This is a genomic window from Streptococcus hyointestinalis (genome assembly GCF_011039275.1).
Classification (GTDB): domain Bacteria; phylum Bacillota; class Bacilli; order Lactobacillales; family Streptococcaceae; genus Streptococcus; species Streptococcus hyointestinalis_A.
In genome coordinates this window covers 1,630,381-1,649,628 of record NZ_JAAKGB010000001.1, presented here as the reverse complement: position 1 = coordinate 1,649,628, position 19,248 = coordinate 1,630,381, and the positions used below count along the sequence as shown (strand labels likewise).

Below are 19,248 nucleotides of genomic sequence, written 5' to 3'. Positions count from 1 at the left end.
AGACATGAAAATGAAAAACAGCTTACTTAAAAAGACAACAGCAGGACTCTTCACAGCAGCAACCATCCTCACCATGGCAGCAGCAAGCACGACAGTGTTGGCGGATAATGAAATCGTAGGTGCAGAAGATAAAGATATTAACGTTACTTTCGGAAAAACGTTGCATTTTTCAAATACTGTAACTTTGCCGGAAGGTAAATCAACAACAATTACACGAGCAGATGGTACTACTTTGACCTCTTCCACGGATTTATGGTTTGCCTTCCAATTTACGGCAGTAAGGTCAACAGTATGTGACGTAAATGAGATGCCTACAATTGGAAAGGATAAGGTTACCGTTGCCACTGATGGAGAGTCGGATAAATCATATAAAAATGTGGTAGCAATTACAGATTTTTCTGGTACAGATAGTAGTGGTAAAATCACCAAATCATCATATGATATCATTGATGATGATGATTTTACTAAATCTGGTCGAGCAGGTGAGTATGTCTATAAGGTATCAGAGCTTAGTAATAGTAACTTCGTAGAGCATGAAAAAACTGAAACAAATGATGGTGCTGGCTGGTTTAAAGACTCTATGACTTATGATGATACAGAATATACAATGCACGTTTTTGTTAAAAATAAAGAAAATGACACTGGTTGTTATGTATCATCTGTTTACTTTGAAAACGGAAAAGGCGAGAAAGTTGATACAAAGGAACTTTTCAACAACACTTATCTTAAAGAAGCTGGTAAAAACCCAGACGCCAATAACAGCAAGTCTTCTCTAGGTATCACAAAAACGGTTACAGGTGAATATGGTGATAAATCCAAGGAGTTTGACTTTAATATTACACTTTACCCACCTACAGAAACAGCAGTGTGGACTGCAATTAAGAATAAAGTTACTAAAGAAAGTAGTGAGTGGTCAAGTCTGAGCAAAGATAGCAACGGTAACATAGTTATAACCGCCTACGTTCAGAATATCGAAGAAGCTGACAATGTTCCAAGTGAGAGCATTAATGATGGCAAATTAACTCTAAGTAACTGTGTTGCAAAAGTGACGTTAACAAAGAAGAATGCTGACACAGACGAATGGATAGCTACAACAGTAGAATATGCTGATAGTAATAAATCAACTGTAAACAAGGATGAAACAACTACTGACGGAGTACCTTTCCAACTCAAAAACGGTCAATACCTCACATTCGTATCACTCCCAGCAGGGTTTTCATACACCGTAACGGAAAAGTATTCTAACAAATACGTCTACGATACCTCTGCAGTGCTATTTGAGAATGTGAATATTATAAATGGTAGCTCATTAAATAGCGACGCAGCAATCAAAGAACGTTTAGCTGTAAATAGTAAATGGTTAGAGAAAGGAATTACAGAATGGCCTACCGACAGCTCTAGTGGTATGTATTACACTGGAACTACTGCACCTCGACTACTTCAATATTCTGAGGATGAAGAAACTAATATGGGTGTGACAATAAAAACTAATGAAGAAACTAATGTTTCAACAGTATCATTTAGTAAGATTATTGATGGCGTTACTACAACCGACAAATTCCTCATCGGTGAGCACGACAACTCCTTTGACGTGACTAATAATTTGGCGGACACTAAACTTCCTACTACTGGTCTTATCGTGAAAAACTTACCATTTATCGTCATGATTGCACTTGGTGTCTTAGCCTTTCTTGGTCTTACCAAGAAACGTCGTGCTAACGACTAATGGAGACGGCAAAAGAAAAAAGGAAAATAGGATACATCCGTAGAGGGATAGCAGTCCTAGACAGCGTGATTAGCCATGTGCTACTCTTTGGCGCTAGTCTCGTCTTTCTCCTTGGCTTTTACGCCCTGTGGGATAGCAACCAAGTCCAGCTAGAGGCATCCTCTAGCCAGTACCAAAGCTATAAGCCCACAAGCGATACCACAGATGAGCTTGCCACCTTCTCTGGCTTTCAAAAGCTCCAAAAGATCAACCCCGATGTCCTTGGTTGGCTCAACATCTATGGCACAAACATCGACTACCCCTTAGTACAGACGACTGATAACGATACTTACCTCAACAAAAACGCCAAGAAAGAGGATAGCGTAACAGGAGCCCTCTTTCTGGACTATCGCAGCAGTCCGAACTTTGATGACTTTAACACCATCATCCATGGTCACCACATGGAAAACGGTGTCATGTTTGGCGATATTGATAAGTTTGTGAAAAAAGCCTACTTCAAAAAACATCGCTACGGCACGATCTACTATAATGGCGAGGAAAAAGGTATCGAGATAGTAGCCATCCTAGAGGCAGACGCCTATGACAGCACAATCTATCAACCAGGTATCTATGGCGAGGAAAACCGCTTAGCATATGTGGACAATCTCCTTTCAAAAAGCTTACACAAACGAAACATCACCCTAACAGCAAACGATCAACTCGTCCTGATGAGTACCTGCTTTTTAGATGTGGCAAATGGACGCTACCTGCTAGTCGCAAGGATAACAGACGACGTACACCCCAACCCCTTTGATAAAAGCAATAACACACCCTTTCCTTACAATCTATTTGATGACTCGCTTTTAGGCAAATGGCTGAAAAAAATTCCCCTATTCGTCTGGTATCTCATCATAGCAGTGCTAGTCATCCTGCTCATAGTGCTTGCTATCATCCTCTACAAACACCTTAAGAGATATTATGAAAAACGTAAACAATTGAAAAAAGCCTAGTAGTATTACTAGCACTACACAGAGGAGTTGATAGGTATCAACTCCTATATTTATAAGGAAACTTAAGAAAGGACTGAATGTGTTGACGAAAAAAGGTTTTCTAGTAGTTGGTCTGGTCTTGCTTGTGTTTAGCTTTGCTGGTCTTGGTGTATCGGCTAGCGACTATGACGACTACAAGCCAGATGAGAGTAGCGAGCTTGCGGGATTTTCCAGCCTGCAGGCGATAAACCCTGAGGTTATTGGCTGGCTGACGCTCTATGATACGCCTGTTGATTATCCGCTTTTGCAGTCAGAGGATAATCACAAGTATCTAAGTCTTGACGCTCTGGGCAATAGCAACAGTGTGGGCTCTATCTTTCTAGACTACCGCTCGTCAAGCGACTTTTCAGACTTTAACACCATCATCTATGGGCACCATGTGGCAGGCGGGCAGATCTTTGGCAGTCTCAAGTACTTTGTGGATGAGGACTATTTTGCTAAGCACCGCTATGGCAGTATCTACTATGGTGGGCGTGAGCGTGGGCTTGAGATACTAGCCATCCTAGAGGCAGACGCCTATGACGAGACCATCTACCAGCCAGCGGTCAAGACGACTGAGGAGCGCCAAGCTTACTATCAGTACCTGCTCTCAAAGGCAAAGCACAAGCGTGATGTGACCGTCAGTGCTAGCAGTAAGCTGGTTTTGCTAAGCACCTGCTTTGTCGATGTGACCAACGGACGGCACCTGCTCGTCGCTAAAATCACAGACAAGGTCACACAGGGAGTAGCGACATCAGCCAGCACAGAAAAAAGTGGCTTTCTCCTTGGTTTAGCTGATCTCTATGACAGGCTGACTCTAGTGCCTGTCTGGCTGCTCTTTGTTCTTGCCTGTGTCCTGCTTGTCCTTGCCCTCATGATGATTGGCGTGATTCTCTACCTAAGAGCACGTCTGAAAACGATCCTAACACTCTCACGAAAAAACAATAAGGAGGCTATATGAACAAACGACAACTCATCGCTCTGGTGACCATCTCAGGCATGCTGCTGTCCCCTTGTGCCTATCCCCTAGAGACGCTCGCAAAGGCAGATACGGTCTTGGAGGATGTGTCTAGCGAGCTAGACAACCTCGAGGAAAAAGATACCAGCCTAGAGGATGAAAAGGCAGAAGACACAGATACTAAGGATACCATTGGCAGCGACACGTCAGACAATGATACATCTGATAGTGCTACAGATGATAGTAGCGACAAAGATATAGAAGAAACGCCAAGTCAGCCTAGCACCCCTAGCCAAGGAGAGGAGACCAAGGAAGATACCGACACGTCAAACTCTACTAGCTCGACCAGCACTCCAGCTGTCGTCCCTATCCCACAGCCAAGCGTGCTACCTAGCTACCAAGCGCCAGCCCTCTATCCTCCTATCAGCTCGAGTACACTTGATGAGGACTACTCAAATGACATCAAGCCCGTCTATGTCAAGGACTGGTCTGGCGAGGATGCTTACAGCCACCACTTGCTTTGCCAGCGCTACGGTATCACAGCAGAGCAGTTGGATGGCTTCCTAGACGCTACAGGTATCGCCTACGACAAGAGTCGTATCAACGGTGAGAAGCTCCTTGAGTGGCAGGAAAAGAGTGGGCTGGATGTCAGAGCCATTGTCGCTATTGCCATCATGGAGAGCTCACTCGGCACGCAAGGTGTTGCTAGCAATAACGGTGCCAACCTCTTTGGCTACGGTGCCTTTGACAATAACCCTGACAACGCCAAAAACTATGACGATGACAAGGCGGTCTGTCAACTGACAGCAGTGACCATCATCAAGCACCAAAATACCAGCTTTAAGCGCCAAGACATCAAGGCGCAAAAGCTAGCAGAAGGAACGCTTGATGTTAGCAGTGAGGGCGGTGTTTACTTCACCGACACATCTGGCAGTGGTAAGCGCCGTGCCGAGATTATGGAGGCGCTCAATGACTGGATTGACTCTCACGGTGGCACGCCAGAAGCACCGAGTGAGCTGATAGAGGCCAGTGGCTCTGCGACTTTACAGAGCGTGCCTGCTGGCTATGCGTTGAGCAAGAAAATCAACGTCTCAAACTACATCAGCCAGACCTACCCTTGGGGACAGTGCACTTGGTACAGTTACAACCGTGCTCGTGAGCTAGGTGTCTTTTACGACGCTTATATGGGTAATGGCGGCAGCTGGAAAGACAAGGCAGGCTACGCTACGACCACTACTCCCAAAGTCGGCTATGCCGTGTCCTTTAGCCCAAACCAAGCTGGCGCAGACAGCACTTATGGACATGTGGCGATTGTCGAGGTGGTCAATGAAGACGGCTCTATCCTCATCTCAGAGTCCAACGTCCTAGGACTGGGTATCGTGTCTTATCGTACCTTTAGCGCCCAAGACGCTAAAAAGCTGACCTACGTCATCGGCAAAACAGCGCCGTAAGTGTCAGTAAGCTGTTCATTTTTCTTTCATGCACTTTAGTCAAAATTATGATAGAATGTATAGGTCTAGTCGGTTAGAAATAGAGAGTGAGTGTGCTGCTGTACACTCTCTTGTTTTTGACTTTGTGACTATTATCCTAGAAAGTGAGAATGTCTATGCCAGAACTTCCAGAAGTTGAGACCGTCAGACGAGGTTTGGAGCGTCTGATTGTCGGACGAACCATCACAGATGTCGAGATAAAAGTGCCAAAGATGATAAAGCTAGATAGCAAGGTCTTTCAGCAAGAGCTTGTGGGGGAGACCTTTCGAGCTGTCAAGCGCCGTGGCAAATACCTGCTCCTTGAACTTTCTGACAAGGTCATCATCTCGCACCTGCGCATGGAGGGCAAGTACCTGCTTTTTTGTGACCAAGTGCCTGAAAACAAGCACTTTCATGTCTTTTTCAGCCTAGATGACGGCTCGACCTTGGTCTATCAAGATGTGAGAAAGTTTGGCACCTTTGAGCTAGTGGCAAAGTCGCAGGTAGACACTTACTTTGAGCGTAAAAAAATCGGACCAGAGCCGACTGTGTCTGACTTTTTGCTTGCCCCTTTTAGGGAAAAGCTGGCAAACTCTCGTAAGCCAATAAAGCCACTGCTTCTTGAGCAGACCTGGGTGGCAGGTCTTGGCAACATCTATGTGGATGAGGTCTTGTGGGCAAGCTCTATTCACCCAGAGCGCCCAGCAAAGAGCTTGACGGATGAGGAAGCGGAGCGCCTGCATGATGAGATTATCCGTATCTTGCAGCTGGCTATCACAAAGGGCGGCTCCACCATTCGCACTTATCGCAACGCTCTTGGCGAGGATGGCACTATGCAGGACTATCTGCAGGTCTACGGCAAGACTGGTGAACCTTGTCCTAGATGTGCCACACCTATCGAGAAAATCAAAGTTGGAGGGAGGGGGACGCACTTTTGCCCGTCCTGTCAAAAGAGATGAGTCATATTATCGGGATAACAGGCGGTATCGCTTCAGGCAAGTCGACAGTTGTCGAGATGATACGTGAGGCAGGCTATCAGGTCATTGACGCTGATAAGCTGGTTCATGATTTGCAAAAAAAAGGTGGCAGGCTCTACCAAGCCTTGCTAGCGCACTTTGGCAGCTCTATCCTAGATGAGAGGGGCGAGCTTAATCGCTCCAAACTTGCTAGGATAATTTTTGCCAATTCTGAAAATCTAGCGCTTTCGTCACAATTGCAAGACAGTATCATCAGAGAAGAGCTGGCAAAGGCACGTGATAGTCTAGAAGAGCGTGAGCAGGTCTTTTTCATGGACATTCCTCTCTTGATAGAGGGTGGCTATGTCGACTGGTTTGACAGCATTTGGCTGGTTTATGTGGATGAGAGGACACAGCTCGCAAGGCTCAAAAAACGCAACCACTACACCGACGAGGAAGCGCACAAACGCTTAGATAGTCAGATGTCGCTTGCAAAAAAGAAAGCTTATGCCGATGTCATCATTGACAACAACGGCAGTGAAAAAGCGCTAAAAGAGCAAGTCGATAGCCTTTTAGCACAGTTAGCACTTGATAAGTCGTGCTAAGAAAACTATAATGTAGAAAGAAGATGATGATATGCCAATTGAAACGGTGAATTGGCGACAAAATTTGAAAATCGCCTGGTTGGGGAATATCTTTACAGGCGCTAGTTTTTCCTTGGTCATGCCCTTTATGATTCTCTATGTGGAGGAGCTAGGGGCACCAAAAGGGATGGTCGAGCTCTATGCGGGGCTTGCAGTTTCCCTATCTGCTCTGGCTTCGGCGCTAGTAGCCCCCTTGTGGGGTTGGCTGGCTGACCGCTACGGGCGTAAGCCTATGATGGTCAGAGCTGGCTTGGTCATGACCTTAACCATGGGCGGGCTTGCCTTTGTGCCCAATGTCCACTGGCTGTTATTTCTAAGGTTACTGAATGGGATGTTTGCAGGCTATGTGCCAAACTCCACAGCACTCATTGCCTCGCAGGCGCCCAAACAGCACTCTGGCTATGCTCTAGGGACCCTGTCGACTGGTGTGACAGGAGGTATGCTGATTGGACCCTTGATGGGTGGGATTTTAGCTGAGTGGCTGGGGATCCGACATGTCTTTTTACTGGTCGGCTTTATCCTCTTAATCTGCAGTTTGATGACTATCTTCTTTATCAAAGAGGACTTTGAGCCAGTCTCACGTGAGGAAGCCATGCCGACGAGAGAGGTCTTTAAGGAGGTCAAGAGCTTACAGATTTTGATTGGTCTTTTTATCACCAGCATGATTATCCAAATCTCAGCCCAGTCGGTCGCACCGATTTTGACCCTCTACATTCGTCACCTAGGGCAGACGGAAAATCTCATGTTTGTCTCTGGTTTTATCGTCTCTGCCATGGGCTTTTCCAGCATGCTCAGCAGTTCACGCTTAGGACGGCTTGGTGACCGTATCGGCAATCACCGCCTCTTGCTCATTGCGCTCTTTTATAGCTTTTGCATGTACTTTCTCTGTGCACTAGCCACAACGCCATTGCAGCTGGGGATTTTACGTTTTCTCTACGGTTTTGGGACAGGAGCGCTCATGCCAAGTATCAATTCGCTCCTGACTAAAATCACGCCAAAAGCAGGGATTTCACGGATTTTTAGCTACAACCAGATGTTTAGCTATCTAGGGCAGGTGCTAGGTCCTATGGTAGGGTCAAATGTGGCGGCTAGTCTCGGTTATCGCTCAGTCTTTTTTGTGACCTGTGGCATTGTCTTTGTCAACTTTTTGTGGAGTTTTATCAATTTTAGAAAATATCTTAGAGTTAAGGAAATCGTGTGAGAGTTAAAATCAATCTAACCTGCACTTCATGTGGCAGTCGCAATTATCTAACCAGTAAAAATAAACAAAATCATCCTGAAAAAATCCAAGTGCCCAAGTACTGTCCCAAAGAGAGAAAAGTGACCTTACATGTTGAAAGTTAGGACACTTTATGATAAAATGAAATTTGACTAGTGTGGAGGAGATAACATGTATAAATTACTCTTGACCTTGTTACTTATTTTGTCAGCAGTGATTGTCATTGCGGTCTTTATGCAACCTCAAAAAAATCCAAGTAGCAATGTGTTTGATAGTAGTGGTTCAGAAGCTCTTTTTGAACGTACCAAGGCACGTGGATTTGAAGCATTTATGCAGCGTTTGACAGCAATTCTTGTCTTTTTCTGGCTGGCAATTGCTCTAGCGCTTGTAGTTTTATCAAGTAAGTAATAAGTGAGCTTGACCGACGTCTGGCTCCTTTTTTATCTTTCTCCCCAAAATCGAAATAGAATTGAGAACACATGAAAGAACGTATATTAGATTATTTAAAAAAAGAAGGCAAAAGCAGTGTCAATGACTTGGCGGCTGCTCTTGAGATGACAGGTAGTAAAGCCTTTCCAAAGCTGATAAAGGACATCTCGCACTTAGAGAGTCAAGGGCTTATCCGATTTGACGATAGTGGCAAGCTCTCATTGCGCACCAAAAAGAAAGCCAAAAAGGAAGTGACGGTGACAGGGACTTTTCGTGCCAATAAAGCTGGTTTTGGCTTTTTAGCGATGGATGATGACGAGGATGATTTGTTTATCGGGCGTGGTGATGTGGGCTACGCTGTGGATGGCGACATCGTTGAAGCGGTCATTAAAAAGCCTGCCAATCGCCTAAAAGGCACAGCAGCAGAGGCTCGAGTAGTCAGTATTGTTGAGCGCAGTCTCAAGACTGTTGTCGGCAAGTTCATCCTTGACGATGAGCGTCCTAAGTACGCTGGCTACATCACCTCTAAAAATCAAAAAATCACTCAAAAAATCTACATCAAAAAAGAACCCATTGTCCTTGATGGGACTGAGATTATCAAGGTGGCTATTGACAAATACCCAACCAAGCACCATGATTACTTTGTAGCTAGTGTGCGTGATATTATCGGACACAAGGACGATGTGGGGATAGATGTGCTAGAGGTGCTCGAGTCCATGGACATCGTGTCTGAGTTTCCAGAGGAGGTTCTAAAGGAAGCTGACGCAGTGCCAGATCGCCCGTCTGACAAGGATCTTATAGGACGTGTTGATCTGCGAGGTGAGACTACCTTTACTATTGACGGGGCGGACGCTAAGGACCTTGATGATGCAGTGCATATCAAAAAGCTAGATAATGGCAACTTTGAGCTGGGTGTGCATATCGCTGATGTGTCTTACTATGTCAAGGAAGGCTCTGCGCTTGACCGTGAAGCGCTAAGCCGTGGGACATCGGTCTATGTGACAGACCGTGTGGTGCCAATGCTGCCAGAGCGTCTCTCAAACGGTATCTGCTCGCTCAATCCAAATGTGGAACGCCTCACCCAGTCCTGTCTCATGGAGATAACGCCTAAAGGCAAGGTCGTCTCACACCAGATTTGTCAATCGGTCATCAAGACGACATTTCGTATGACCTACAGCGATGTCAATAAAATCATCGCTGGCGACAAGGAGCTGATAGAGACTTATCAGCCAATCGTTGAGAGCATTCACTACATGGTCGCTCTGCACAAGATTTTAGAGGGCATGCGGACTTTCCGTGGGGCGCTTAACTTTGATACGCAGGAAGCGAAAATCATCGTGGATAAGAAAGGTTTTCCTGTGGACATTGTCCTGCGTGAGCGTGGGCTTGCGGAGCGTATGATTGAGTCCTTTATGCTGATAGCCAATGAAACGGTGGCTGAGCACTTTGCAAGACTCAATCTGCCTTTTATCTATCGTATCCACGAGGAGCCAAAGGCGGAAAAACTGCAGAAGTTTATGGACTATGCTAGTCTCTTTGGCGTGTCTATCAAAGGAACAGCCAATAAAATTAGCCAGTCAGCCCTGCAAGACTTCATGAAAAAGGTGGAGGGCAAGCCAGGCAGTGACGTGCTGTCTATGATGTTGTTGCGCTCCATGCAGCAGGCACGCTACTCTGAGCACAATCACGGGCACTATGGGCTTTCTGCAGAGTTTTACACCCATTTTACCAGCCCGATTCGCCGTTATCCTGACCTTTTGGTGCACCGCATGATTCGTGAGTACACTCTAGGCGATAAGGAAAAGGCAGAAAGCTTTGCGGCTAAAATCCCTGAAATCGCTAGTCAGACCTCGACCTTGGAGCGCCGTGCTATTGATGCGGAGCGTGTCGTTGAAGCCATGAAAAAGGCTGAGTACATGGAAGAGCACGTCGGCGAGGAGTTCGATGCCGTGGTAGCCAGCGTTGTCAAGTTTGGTCTCTTTGTCGAGCTGCCAAATACCATCGAGGGGCTCATCCACATCACGACATTGCCAGAGTTTTACCATTACAATGAACGCACCATGTCCCTTCACGGTGAAAAGTCTGGTAAAGTGTTCAAGGTCGGACAGCAAATCCGAGTGAAACTCATCCGAGCAGACAAGGAAACGGGCGATATTGACTTTGAGTACTTGCCAAGTGATTTTGATGTAGTGGAAAAAGTGCCTAAGGACAAGAAAGATAAAAAGGATAAGAAAGGCAGAAAGCCACGTCATTCTAAGGAAGCGCACGCTTCTAGCCGTAAAAAAGGACAGGGCGACAAAAAGGGCAAGAACAAGAAACCCTTTTACAAAGATGCCGCACGAAAAAAGCAAAAACGTAAGCGCTAAAGACGCTAGTGGAGGTAGAGATGGCGACAGTAAAAGACAAGACACTTGCGCAAAATAAAAAAGCAAGGCATGACTATACCATTGTGGACACCATTGAGGCAGGGCTGGTCTTGACAGGGACGGAGATTAAGAGCGTCCGTGCCGCAAGAATCACCCTAAAAGACGGCTACGCTCAGATTAAAAACGGCGAAGCTTGGCTGATTAACGTCCACATCACACCCTATGAGCAGGGCAATATCTGGAATCAAGACCCTGATAGGACACGAAAACTGCTTCTTAAAAAACGTGAAATCGCAAAACTAGAAGCGGAGCTAAAAGGGACAGGCATGACCCTTATCCCCTTAAAAGTCTACATCAAAAACGGCTTTGCCAAAGTCCTTATCGGACTGGCTAAAGGGAAACACGACTACGACAAACGTGAGTCCATCAAACGCCGTGAGCAAAACCGTGACATCGCAAGACAGATGAAAGCTTTTAACGGACGATAAAACCTTCAAAGAGAGACGATAGTGTCTCTTTTTTTATAACCACACTAATAATCATATTTTCCTTAAAATAAACTTAAACAGGTTGACAAATGTCAGAATATTTCTTATAATAAATGTTGAAACCGCATACTTTTGTTTCTTGGGAGTTTAGGAGGAGCAAAAGAGAAATGCGTAGGAAAGAAGGAATATTATGAAGAGAGAACTCAACCGTTTTAGCTTTCGCAAGACAAAGGCTTTTGGGCTTTGTTCAGCAGCTATTGCTGTTTTTATCTTAGCCAATGGGGCTAATAGCGCTTTTGCAGATGATGTTCAGTCTGATAATTCAGATAATTTAACCTTAGTCGATAGCTCCATAGCTGATAGCAGTGACACCTCTGATACAGCGGAGAGCACGACGGTATCTGTGCCAGAGAGTGCGATTTCTTATGATGAGAATGACGCATACGTGCCAAGTGAGGTAGAAGAAGCGATTGTGCAAGCTGTCACAGAGGTTAAGGCTGCAGGTGGAGAAGTCGAGGTCGTTGAGGACGAGCCTATTAAGCTAGCTTATGACGAATACTATGATACAGAGGAAAAGGTTGCCTCTATCAAAGAGGACACCAAAACTTACCTAGACGCTCTTAGCACTTACCAAAAAGAGCAAGAAAGTTATCAAGAGGAAAAAGCAAGCTATGATGAGACCGTAGCCCAGCTAACTGCGGACTATCAAGACGCCCTAACCAAGTATCATAACGAACTTGCTAAATATCAAGAAGATCTTGCCAGCTACAATGAAGCCAAGTCTGCCTACGAAGCTTACGTCGCTGAGGTCAAAGCAGGTGGTCAAGCTGCGGTTGAGACTGTGCAAAAACTCACCTTTACCACAGAGCCAAATGCTATAGTCACTGTTGCTGGCATTAGCCAATACCTAACAAAAGAAGCGGTTGAGCGCCTTGGACAATCAGGAATGTGGGCACAATATACTAGTGGCAATGTTTCTGCTAATGATCTCACAACTAGCAGTCCTTATCAAAATGACGAGGATCAGTGGGCTTACATCAAAGAAGGGGATAGCTATACTGTCACTTACACCAATCTGACCAATTCTGCCTACGAAGATAGCGCTATTAAAAAGGTCGTCTACCATTATCATCTCAATTCTAGTACAGCAAGTGATGGTCAGGCGATTGTTCGTATTCACCGTGACCCTACGACAACTGCGACAATGGGTGCTAGTACAGATGATACCAGCAAGTCCCTATCTATGGACGTGACGGTTCAATTCTTTGATGCTGACGATAATGAACTGGCTGTCGGTGATCGTAATAACGCTATTATCTCTATCAATTCGCTTAATCACTGGGAAGGTGCTGCCTATGTGACATCTGAAAAACCAGGTCTTTTGACAGTTGAGACAAGAGCTACAGACGGTACAGTGGTCAGAAGCCAGTACAACCCTTATGAGGGCGACCTTGTCCCTAGTGCTGATGGCGGTCGAGCAGTTAGTCGGTCACAGTTAGCGAGCACTCTATCCTTTACAGATGACAATGGTGAGGTTAAGGTTGTTAACATCAGTGAGGATAACCCTCTAGCTATCGTGGTTGACAATCAAGCAAGTAGCGCAAGCAGTGTCTACGCTAGCGGCGCTGCAAATGGATATACGACCTCAACTGGTCGTCTAACATGGCACAATGATGCTACAGATACGGATATAGAGGATGTGCTTGGGGTGTACACCATTGACCCTGCGACAGGTCTCATCACCTATACGCCCGAGGTTAAGTACGATGGCAGTCACCACATTGAGCGTGTGGGCATTGGTAATAACCAGTTCATCAAAATTCCAGGGTCTTCTATTACCTTACAAGATAATGAAGCCTACGCTGTTAACGACAATCAGTATATAGCACACGGTGCCACCTTTAACGGTGAGTCTAGTGGACAAGCTAGTGATGGGACTGAGGTTACTGGCTGGGATAGTCAGAGCTCGCCTTACTATTATTACGGCGGTGCAGGTGTCCTTTTAGATGATGCTCACCTAACCTTTAGCGTTGATGGCAATCAATAAGGAGACACTAGCGTCTTTTGGTTTGCCATAAACTCTGTGGTTAGCCTGCCTAAGCTCCCAGGAAATCCACCACAAGCGCCTGTTGCCCCTGAAAAGCCAGTCTATCCAGATGAGCCCGAAAAACCAAGCAGTCAAAAGCCAGAAACGTTGACGCTCTACTATGAAGCCATTCTTGAGCCTACGATTCATGTCGGCGATGTTCTCGTACACTACGTGGATGAGGACGGTACTGTCCTTAAAGAGCCTGTAGTTGCAGTAGAGGAGGATTTTGTAGGTGCATCCTATGACACCAGTGCCCACCGCTTAGCCACTATCACAGTAGATAAGGACAGTCAACCAGTGATTTATAACTTTATCAGAGTGCAAACTGGTGACAAGGAAGTTGGCGAGATTGTCGAAGGAACGACGCATGTGACTTACATTTACAAAAAGGTCGTAGAGCCGGTGGACAATCCAACTCCTAAGCCAACGCCAGAACCATCATCTGCCCCTACCCCACCATCTCCTAAAGAGAAGACAGGTATGCCAGTCTATCAAGCTCCTATGTCAAGAACGCCTCGCTACCACAAGCCTTATACAGCGGTCGTTAGAGAATTGCCAAAAACAGGGGACAAGGATGACACTGCCAGCTTCACTTTATTTGGTGCGACTTTGCTAGCAGCAACACTAGGCTTAGCACCACTCTCTAAAAAATCTAAACCATAAGAAAACATCAGGCAAAGCCTGATGTTTTTAACGTTTCTCCTTGACAATATAGACAGGGCGTTTTTTGGTTTCGGTGAAGATTTTAGCGATGTATTTGCCGATGATACCCAGACAGAGTAGCTGAATACCTCCGATAAAGAGGATGATGGACACGGTACTTGCCCAACCAGAGACAGGGTCGTTCCAGATGAGTTTACGAATAACGATAAATAAAATAGCAAGGCAAGAAAAGACAAAGCTCAACGCCCCAATCCATGTGGCGATACTTAGTGGCATATCAGAGAAATTGACAAAACCATCAATGGAGTAGCGCAACAGGCTAAAGAAGTTCCAGCTGGACTCGCCTGCGACACGCTCACGGTTTTCAAACTCGATGTAGGTCACATCAAAGCCAACCCATGAAAAAATCCCTTTTGAAAAACGATTGACCTCCTCAAGCGAGAGGATACTGTCCACCACTTGGCGAGTCATCAGACGAAAATCACGTGCCCCATCGACCATCTCGGTGTCAGAGACGGTATTGATGAGCCTGTAGAAAAGTTTGGCAAAAAAGGAACGAATGGGGGGCTCGCCCTTACGGTCCGTGCGGCGTGTCCCCACCACGTCATAGCCTTCTTGGATTTTTTGGTACATCTCTGGTAGCAATTCTGGTGGGTCTTGGAGATCAGCATCCATGACGGTGATAAAGTCACCTGTCGCCGCTTCAAGCCCAGCGAGGAGCCCTGCTTCTTTGCCAAAATTGCGTGAAAAGGAGATGTAGTGGACGTTAGGATAGCGGTCAGCCACCTCACGTAGCACCTCTAGAGTCTTGTCTTTTGAGCCGTCATTGACAAAGAGATACTCAAAAGAGAGCTGGTTTGCCATGTCTTTTTCGACCTTTTGTGTCGCTTCTAAAAAAGGGTGAATGGTCTCTTCTTCGTTATAACAAGGGACAACAATGGATAATACAGGCATGCTCTTTCCTCACAAGTCTTTTTTACCTATTTTAACACGAAAAGCTTAAAAGTGACAACTTAAAGTTTAAAAATTTCAAAGAAGCATAAAATAGTGTATAATAGAAGAAATATTACATTGTTCCGGAGATGATTATGTTTCAGTACATATCTAAGCACTATCACCGCTTATCAGAAAAGCAAAAGGGCGGACTTGCTATTTTTGCCATCTGCCTTTTTGCTTTTTTACTCTTGCTGCCTCAGCTGATTAGTGGTGGCTCTATCGCAGGGAGTGACTTTTTATTTCACTACAACCGTTTTTACGAAACGGCAGAGCAGATTAAGACGGGAAACTTCAGCTATTTTATCTCGCTGTATGGCTTTAATGGCTCGGCTCGGATTGTCAATGCTCTATATGGTCCTTACTTTGCTTACTTGCAAGGGGCTATTCTACTTTTGAGTAAGACCTGGTACACTTATCAACTGGTGTCACGCTTTCTGATAGCCAGTCTAGCTGGGCTGTCCATGTACCGTTTGCTACGCTTTATTCCTGTTAAGAGGCGGACGTCCTTAGCCATAGCGCTGCTGTTTATGACGACCTTCTCCATCCAATATTGGACCTTTAGACAAGGTTTCAATAGTTGGGGAGCGGCTCTTATGCCTTGGTGTCTCATTCCAGCCATTGATTTTCTAAAGACTGGTCGTGTCAAAGTCATCAGCTTAGCTGTCGCTGTTGCCATCATGACGCAGGTGCATATGCTTAGTACCCTCATGCTGGTTTTGATGTACATTCCTTTTTACCTCTATGGTTTTATCAAAAGTCAGCACAAGCTTGAGGTCTTTCTAAAAGGAACGGCAGCCGCCTTGCTGTGTTTATTACTCACGGCAAATGTCTGGCTAGCGATTCTCCAAGTCGGCTCAGGCAATGAGCTGGTGCAGCCTTTCATCAACTCCAAACTCTACATCATGACGGTCAACCAGCGCAGTATCGAGTGGCTGATAACCCCTTACCCTTTGGTTGTGATTGTGCTTTATGTGCTTTATTTTAGCTTTAGGCACTGGCGCCACTATGATAAATTGCTAAGAACAGCTACGACAGCCTTTTTCATCTTTTTGGTGCTGTCGACCAGTATCTTTCCTTGGTATCAGGTCAATAAACTCAAGCTTAATCTGGTCAATCTCATCCAGTTTCCATTTCGCTTTTTCATCCCGACAACTGTGCTTTTACTCCTTGTCTTAGCCTTGGTTATTGAGCGCTATCTGGATGTCAAGTATAGCAAATGGGTGGCAGCGACTCTTCTTGCGGTCAATATCATTGGCTTTGCGCAAATTTCGTATCGCTCAACCTTGAAGCTCTGGGATTATCACAATGCGGCGCCTATTAAAAACGCTACACACCAGTTTGTGCTGGGTAGTGACAGCGACATCAGAAAGAGTTTTCATAGTCAAGACCTTAGTCGCCTCTTGAGTCTTGCCATCAAGTCAACACCAGACTATCTCCCCGCTCAAAAAGGCAACAAAGAAAATAAATACGTCCTTTATGAGTACTACGTCTTATCCAATGACAACCACTTTGAGGAGTCGCAAAAGGGGGATAAGCTGACAGTGACGTGGACAGGTGACAAGGCTGGGCGTGTTGCGCTTCCTATCACCAAGTACAAGGACACCCAGCTTATCCTAAACGGGCAAAAACTCACCGAGTTTGACTACACGCAGACAGGAATTGGCACCATCAGTGTCAACCAAAAGGTCGGCAAAAACACACTTGTCGTCAGCTACCGTGTCTCTTGGTTCAAGTATGTCCTTATCGGCAATGCCCTTGCTTGGCTAGCGACCCTAGCCACTTGGCTTTATACAGGTTTCAAAAGGAAAAAACAAATCTAGCAAAAAACTCTCTCCGACTAGGAGAGAGTTTTTTTAGAATGCTTTTAAGTTAATGACTTCGATTTTATAGCCGTCTGGGTCTTGGATGAAGTAGTACATCTTTGGACGTCCAGGCAGTCCAGACAGGTCTGTGACAGGATAGCCTGCTGCCTTGTGCTTTTGGTGGCTTTCTTCGAGATTGTCAACGCCAACGGCGATATGCCCATAGCCGTCTCCAAGGTCATAAGCCTCGTGGTCGTAGTTGTAGGTGAGCTCCAGCTCATAGCTAGGGTCATCCTCTAGAGCTAGATACACCAAGGTAAATTTATAATCTGGAAAGTCATTGCGGCGCACTTCCTTAAAGCCAAGCGCTTCTTGGTAAAAAGCAAGTGAAGCGTCCAAGTCCTTCACACGGATACAAGTATGTAAAAATTTCATGTTTATCTCCTTTTCTAGTCTACCCATGTCACCACCGCACTGCGGTCTTTTCTGACACGTTTATGTTTAGGTTCGCTAGCACGATAACCAAAAGATACCATGGTAGCGAGTTTTTCCTTGTCTGGGTCAATCAAGCCGTGCTTGACTAAAACGTCATTGACCTCATCATCGTGAAATCCCTCAATGGGACAAGAGTCAATGCCGATAAAGCTGGCTGCTGTCATCATATTGCCAAGAGCGATATAGGTTTGTTTTGCTGCCCATTCCCACAGCAGGCGCTCATCGTCTGCCATTTTCTTGTGATTTTTTTGGAAATCCTCGTATCTCAAAAGACGACTGGCAATCATGTCCTCGTTAAGTTCTTTACGATAAAGACTGTCCTTGACAGCTTGACTGTCATAGCGAACGTTCTTTTCGGCAAGGAGCAGCACAAAGTGGCTAGCAGTGTCGAGCTGAGAGCCAGCGCCCCAAGAAGCAGGTTTTAAGTCATCAGCGATTTTTGCAATGGCTTTTCTGTCCAAAACGACAAAGCGCCAAGGCTCAAGTCCGATAGATGATGGGCTGAGCCAAGCCATATCAAGGATGTATTCCATATCTTCTCTTGGGATATCCTTGTCATTGTAGACACGAATGGAAACACGGTAGTCAAAGGCTTGTCTGACCTGTGCTTTGATATCTTCTTTGGTCATATCTTACCTCCATTTTTCTTTCTATCATAGCATGTTCACAGGAAAATTGCTAGTTTTGTGCAAGGGACTATAAAAAAGAGACCCAAGGTCTCTTTTTGTGATTAGCCTTCAAAGAAGCGGAGTTCTTTTGGTGTTTGTGTAAAGGCGTTGAAGCCGTCTTTTGTGACATAGCCGCAGTCCTCGATACGCACACCGACTTTTCCTGGGATGTAAATACCAGGCTCGATAGAAAAGCACATGCCCTCTTCAATGACAAGGTCATTTCCCTCCATGATAGAAGGGTACTCGTGGACATCCATACCGATACCGTGACCAAGTCTGTGGTTGAAGTATTCACCGTAGCCAGCTTTTTCGATGACTTGGCGAGCAGCGTGGTCGACTTCGCTTGCGGTAACCCCTGGTTTGACAAAATCTTGCGCAGTGAGTTGTGCTTCAAGGCAGAGATTGTAGATGTCTTGTTTAAACTGGTCAGGTTGTCCAACAGCGACGGTGCGGGTCATATCAGAAGCGTAGCCCTCATACATGACACCAAGGTCAAAGAGGAGCAGTGCATTGTTTTCGATACGGTTAACTCCAGGCTCACCATGTGGGTTTGCGGCATTGTCACCAGTTAGCACCATGGTTTCAAAGCTCATTTTGTTAATGCCTTGCTCTTTCATGCCAAACTCGATTTTCGCTAAAATGTCAGTCTCTGTGCGGTTTAGAGAAATGTTATCAATTCCAATTTGCACAGCCTTGTCAGCATATTGCCCAGCAATCAACATCTTGTCGATCTCATCTTGAGATTTGATGAGGCGCATGCGTTGGATGAAGGGTGTAAGGTTTTCAAAGTGCCCTTCAAAGACCGTTTGAAGCCCTTGGAACTTAGTGACATTCAAGTTGTCAAACTCAGCAAAAAGTTTTTTGCCAGCAGTTGACGGCAGACCAGACTTGATTTTTTCCCAAGGGTTTTCAGAGTCAACATAACCAAAGACAGGGAAGTTTAAGAGACTAGTCGCCTTAGCCAGCTCAAGAGCTGGTACAAAGAGTACAGGTTCACGATCTGCATAGACAAATAAAAACATCTGGCGCTCATGTGGGTCACAGACAAAGCCTGTTATGTAGTTGACAGTGACAGGATCTGAGATGACAGCTAAGCTAGCCCCTTCTTGATTGAGGTAAGTTTGGATTTGAGTAAGTTTAGACATAGGATTTCCTTCTTTCTGTCTACTATTTTTCCAAAAATCACGCTAAAAATCAAGCATTTGTGGCAGAATTGTCCAGCAAAAAAGAGGACTTGAAAACTTTTGCAAAAAAAATAAGACCAAACACT

At 45.5% G+C, this 19,248-nt stretch carries 18 protein-coding genes; 14 read left to right on the top strand and 4 right to left on the bottom strand.

All coding sequences use genetic code 11. From position 1 onward, the window contains the following. The first annotated feature begins 4 nt into the window (after positions 1 to 4). From G5B60_RS08180 to G5B60_RS08120, 13 genes are all read left to right on the top strand, one after another. Entirely contained in the window at positions 5 to 1,726 is a 1,722-nt protein-coding gene (locus tag G5B60_RS08180) for a DUF7601 domain-containing protein (RefSeq protein WP_164683571.1), read from the top strand. After that, positions 1,726 to 2,715, top strand: a complete 990-nt coding sequence (srtB, locus tag G5B60_RS08175) for a class B sortase (protein WP_164683570.1) — start codon at positions 1,726 to 1,728, stop codon at positions 2,713 to 2,715. The genes G5B60_RS08180 and srtB (G5B60_RS08175) overlap by 1 nt, the downstream gene beginning before the upstream one ends. 79 nt (positions 2,716 to 2,794) lie before the next feature. Continuing rightward, positions 2,795 to 3,694, top strand: a complete 900-nt coding sequence (srtB, locus tag G5B60_RS08170) for a class B sortase (protein WP_241154522.1) — start codon at positions 2,795 to 2,797, stop codon at positions 3,692 to 3,694. Further along, positions 3,691 to 5,142, top strand: a complete 1,452-nt coding sequence (locus G5B60_RS08165) for a CHAP domain-containing protein (protein ID WP_164683569.1) — start codon at positions 3,691 to 3,693, stop codon at positions 5,140 to 5,142. Before srtB (G5B60_RS08170) ends, G5B60_RS08165 begins: the two co-directional genes overlap by 4 nt. A 155-nt stretch (positions 5,143 to 5,297) precedes the next feature. Beyond that, positions 5,298 to 6,119 (top strand): DNA-formamidopyrimidine glycosylase, encoded by an 822-nt coding sequence (gene mutM / locus G5B60_RS08160; RefSeq protein ID WP_164683568.1) that lies wholly within the window; start codon positions 5,298 to 5,300, stop codon positions 6,117 to 6,119. Beyond that, entirely contained in the window at positions 6,116 to 6,721 is a 606-nt protein-coding gene (gene coaE / locus G5B60_RS08155; RefSeq protein WP_277423795.1) for a dephospho-CoA kinase, read from the top strand. Before mutM ends, coaE begins: the two co-directional genes overlap by 4 nt. Positions 6,722 to 6,791: 70 nt before the next feature. Beyond that, positions 6,792 to 7,961: a multidrug efflux MFS transporter gene (locus G5B60_RS08150; RefSeq protein ID WP_206225111.1), complete on the top strand. Its 1,170-nt coding sequence runs from the start codon at positions 6,792 to 6,794 to the stop codon at positions 7,959 to 7,961. Then, positions 7,958 to 8,104: a 50S ribosomal protein L33 gene (gene rpmG / locus G5B60_RS08145; protein ID WP_115268681.1), complete on the top strand. Its 147-nt coding sequence runs from the start codon at positions 7,958 to 7,960 to the stop codon at positions 8,102 to 8,104. The genes G5B60_RS08150 and rpmG overlap by 4 nt, the downstream gene beginning before the upstream one ends. Positions 8,105 to 8,150: 46 nt before the next feature. Next, a complete protein-coding gene (gene secG / locus G5B60_RS08140) occupies positions 8,151 to 8,387 on the top strand; it encodes a preprotein translocase subunit SecG (RefSeq protein WP_164683565.1) in 237 nt (78 codons plus the stop codon). Positions 8,388 to 8,458: 71 nt separating this feature from the next. Further along, on the top strand, positions 8,459 to 10,774 hold the full coding sequence (gene rnr / locus G5B60_RS08135; protein WP_164683564.1) for a ribonuclease R: 2,316 nt from the start codon (positions 8,459 to 8,461) through the stop codon (positions 10,772 to 10,774). A 20-nt stretch (positions 10,775 to 10,794) separates the two neighbouring features. Beyond that, positions 10,795 to 11,262: an SsrA-binding protein SmpB gene (smpB, locus tag G5B60_RS08130; protein WP_164683563.1), complete on the top strand. Its 468-nt coding sequence runs from the start codon at positions 10,795 to 10,797 to the stop codon at positions 11,260 to 11,262. A gap of 190 nt (positions 11,263 to 11,452) precedes the next feature. After that, on the top strand, positions 11,453 to 13,309 hold the full coding sequence (locus tag G5B60_RS08125; RefSeq protein ID WP_164683562.1) for a GbpC/Spa domain-containing protein: 1,857 nt from the start codon (positions 11,453 to 11,455) through the stop codon (positions 13,307 to 13,309). 36 nt (positions 13,310 to 13,345) lie between these two features. Further along, positions 13,346 to 14,014: a MucBP domain-containing protein gene (locus tag G5B60_RS08120; RefSeq protein WP_164683561.1), complete on the top strand. Its 669-nt coding sequence runs from the start codon at positions 13,346 to 13,348 to the stop codon at positions 14,012 to 14,014. A gap of 27 nt (positions 14,015 to 14,041) precedes the next feature. Here G5B60_RS08120 and G5B60_RS08115 read toward each other — a convergent pair whose 3' ends face one another. After that, entirely contained in the window at positions 14,042 to 14,968 is a 927-nt protein-coding gene (locus G5B60_RS08115; RefSeq protein ID WP_164683560.1) for a glycosyltransferase family 2 protein, read from the bottom strand. Between the two features lie 134 nt (positions 14,969 to 15,102). On the opposite strand from G5B60_RS08115, the gene G5B60_RS08110 reads away from it, so the two are divergent. Beyond that, positions 15,103 to 16,830, top strand: a complete 1,728-nt coding sequence (locus G5B60_RS08110; protein WP_164683559.1) for a hypothetical protein — start codon at positions 15,103 to 15,105, stop codon at positions 16,828 to 16,830. Positions 16,831 to 16,863: 33 nt separating this feature from the next. On the opposite strand, the gene gloA is transcribed toward G5B60_RS08110, so the two are convergent. The 3 genes from gloA to G5B60_RS08095 all read right to left on the bottom strand — a co-directional run bounded on the left by gloA (position 16,864) and on the right by G5B60_RS08095 (position 19,123). Then, positions 16,864 to 17,247 (bottom strand): lactoylglutathione lyase, encoded by a 384-nt coding sequence (gene gloA, locus G5B60_RS08105; protein WP_241154521.1) that lies wholly within the window; start codon positions 17,245 to 17,247, stop codon positions 16,864 to 16,866. A 14-nt stretch (positions 17,248 to 17,261) separates the two neighbouring features. Then, on the bottom strand, positions 17,262 to 17,936 hold the full coding sequence (locus tag G5B60_RS08100) for an NAD(P)H-dependent oxidoreductase (protein ID WP_164683557.1): 675 nt from the start codon (positions 17,934 to 17,936) through the stop codon (positions 17,262 to 17,264). Positions 17,937 to 18,037: 101 nt separating this feature from the next. Further along, entirely contained in the window at positions 18,038 to 19,123 is a 1,086-nt protein-coding gene (locus tag G5B60_RS08095) for an aminopeptidase P family protein (RefSeq protein WP_164683556.1), read from the bottom strand. Between the last annotated feature and the right edge of the window lie 125 nt (positions 19,124 to 19,248).

Excerpts from the sequence above, each read along its gene's own strand:
- G5B60_RS08095 (WP_164683556.1), bottom strand. The coding sequence starts at position 19,123 with ATGTCTAAACTTACTCAAATCCAAACTTACCTCAATCAAGAAGGGGCT.
- G5B60_RS08125 (WP_164683562.1), top strand. The coding sequence starts at position 11,453 with ATGAAGAGAGAACTCAACCGTTTTAGCTTTCGCAAGACAAAGGCTTTT.
- secG (WP_164683565.1), top strand. The coding sequence starts at position 8,151 with ATGTATAAATTACTCTTGACCTTGTTACTTATTTTGTCAGCAGTGATT.
- G5B60_RS08115 (WP_164683560.1), bottom strand. The coding sequence starts at position 14,968 with ATGCCTGTATTATCCATTGTTGTCCCTTGTTATAACGAAGAAGAGACC.
- rnr (WP_164683564.1), top strand. The coding sequence starts at position 8,459 with ATGAAAGAACGTATATTAGATTATTTAAAAAAAGAAGGCAAAAGCAGT.
- G5B60_RS08100 (WP_164683557.1), bottom strand. The coding sequence starts at position 17,936 with ATGACCAAAGAAGATATCAAAGCACAGGTCAGACAAGCCTTTGACTAC.
- smpB (WP_164683563.1), top strand. The coding sequence starts at position 10,795 with ATGGCGACAGTAAAAGACAAGACACTTGCGCAAAATAAAAAAGCAAGG.
- srtB (WP_164683570.1), top strand. The coding sequence starts at position 1,726 with ATGGAGACGGCAAAAGAAAAAAGGAAAATAGGATACATCCGTAGAGGG.
- G5B60_RS08180 (WP_164683571.1), top strand. The coding sequence starts at position 5 with ATGAAAATGAAAAACAGCTTACTTAAAAAGACAACAGCAGGACTCTTC.
- mutM (WP_164683568.1), top strand. The coding sequence starts at position 5,298 with ATGCCAGAACTTCCAGAAGTTGAGACCGTCAGACGAGGTTTGGAGCGT.
- gloA (WP_241154521.1), bottom strand. The coding sequence starts at position 17,247 with ATGAAATTTTTACATACTTGTATCCGTGTGAAGGACTTGGACGCTTCA.
- G5B60_RS08165 (WP_164683569.1), top strand. The coding sequence starts at position 3,691 with ATGAACAAACGACAACTCATCGCTCTGGTGACCATCTCAGGCATGCTG.
- coaE (WP_277423795.1), top strand. The coding sequence starts at position 6,116 with ATGAGTCATATTATCGGGATAACAGGCGGTATCGCTTCAGGCAAGTCG.
- G5B60_RS08110 (WP_164683559.1), top strand. The coding sequence starts at position 15,103 with ATGTTTCAGTACATATCTAAGCACTATCACCGCTTATCAGAAAAGCAA.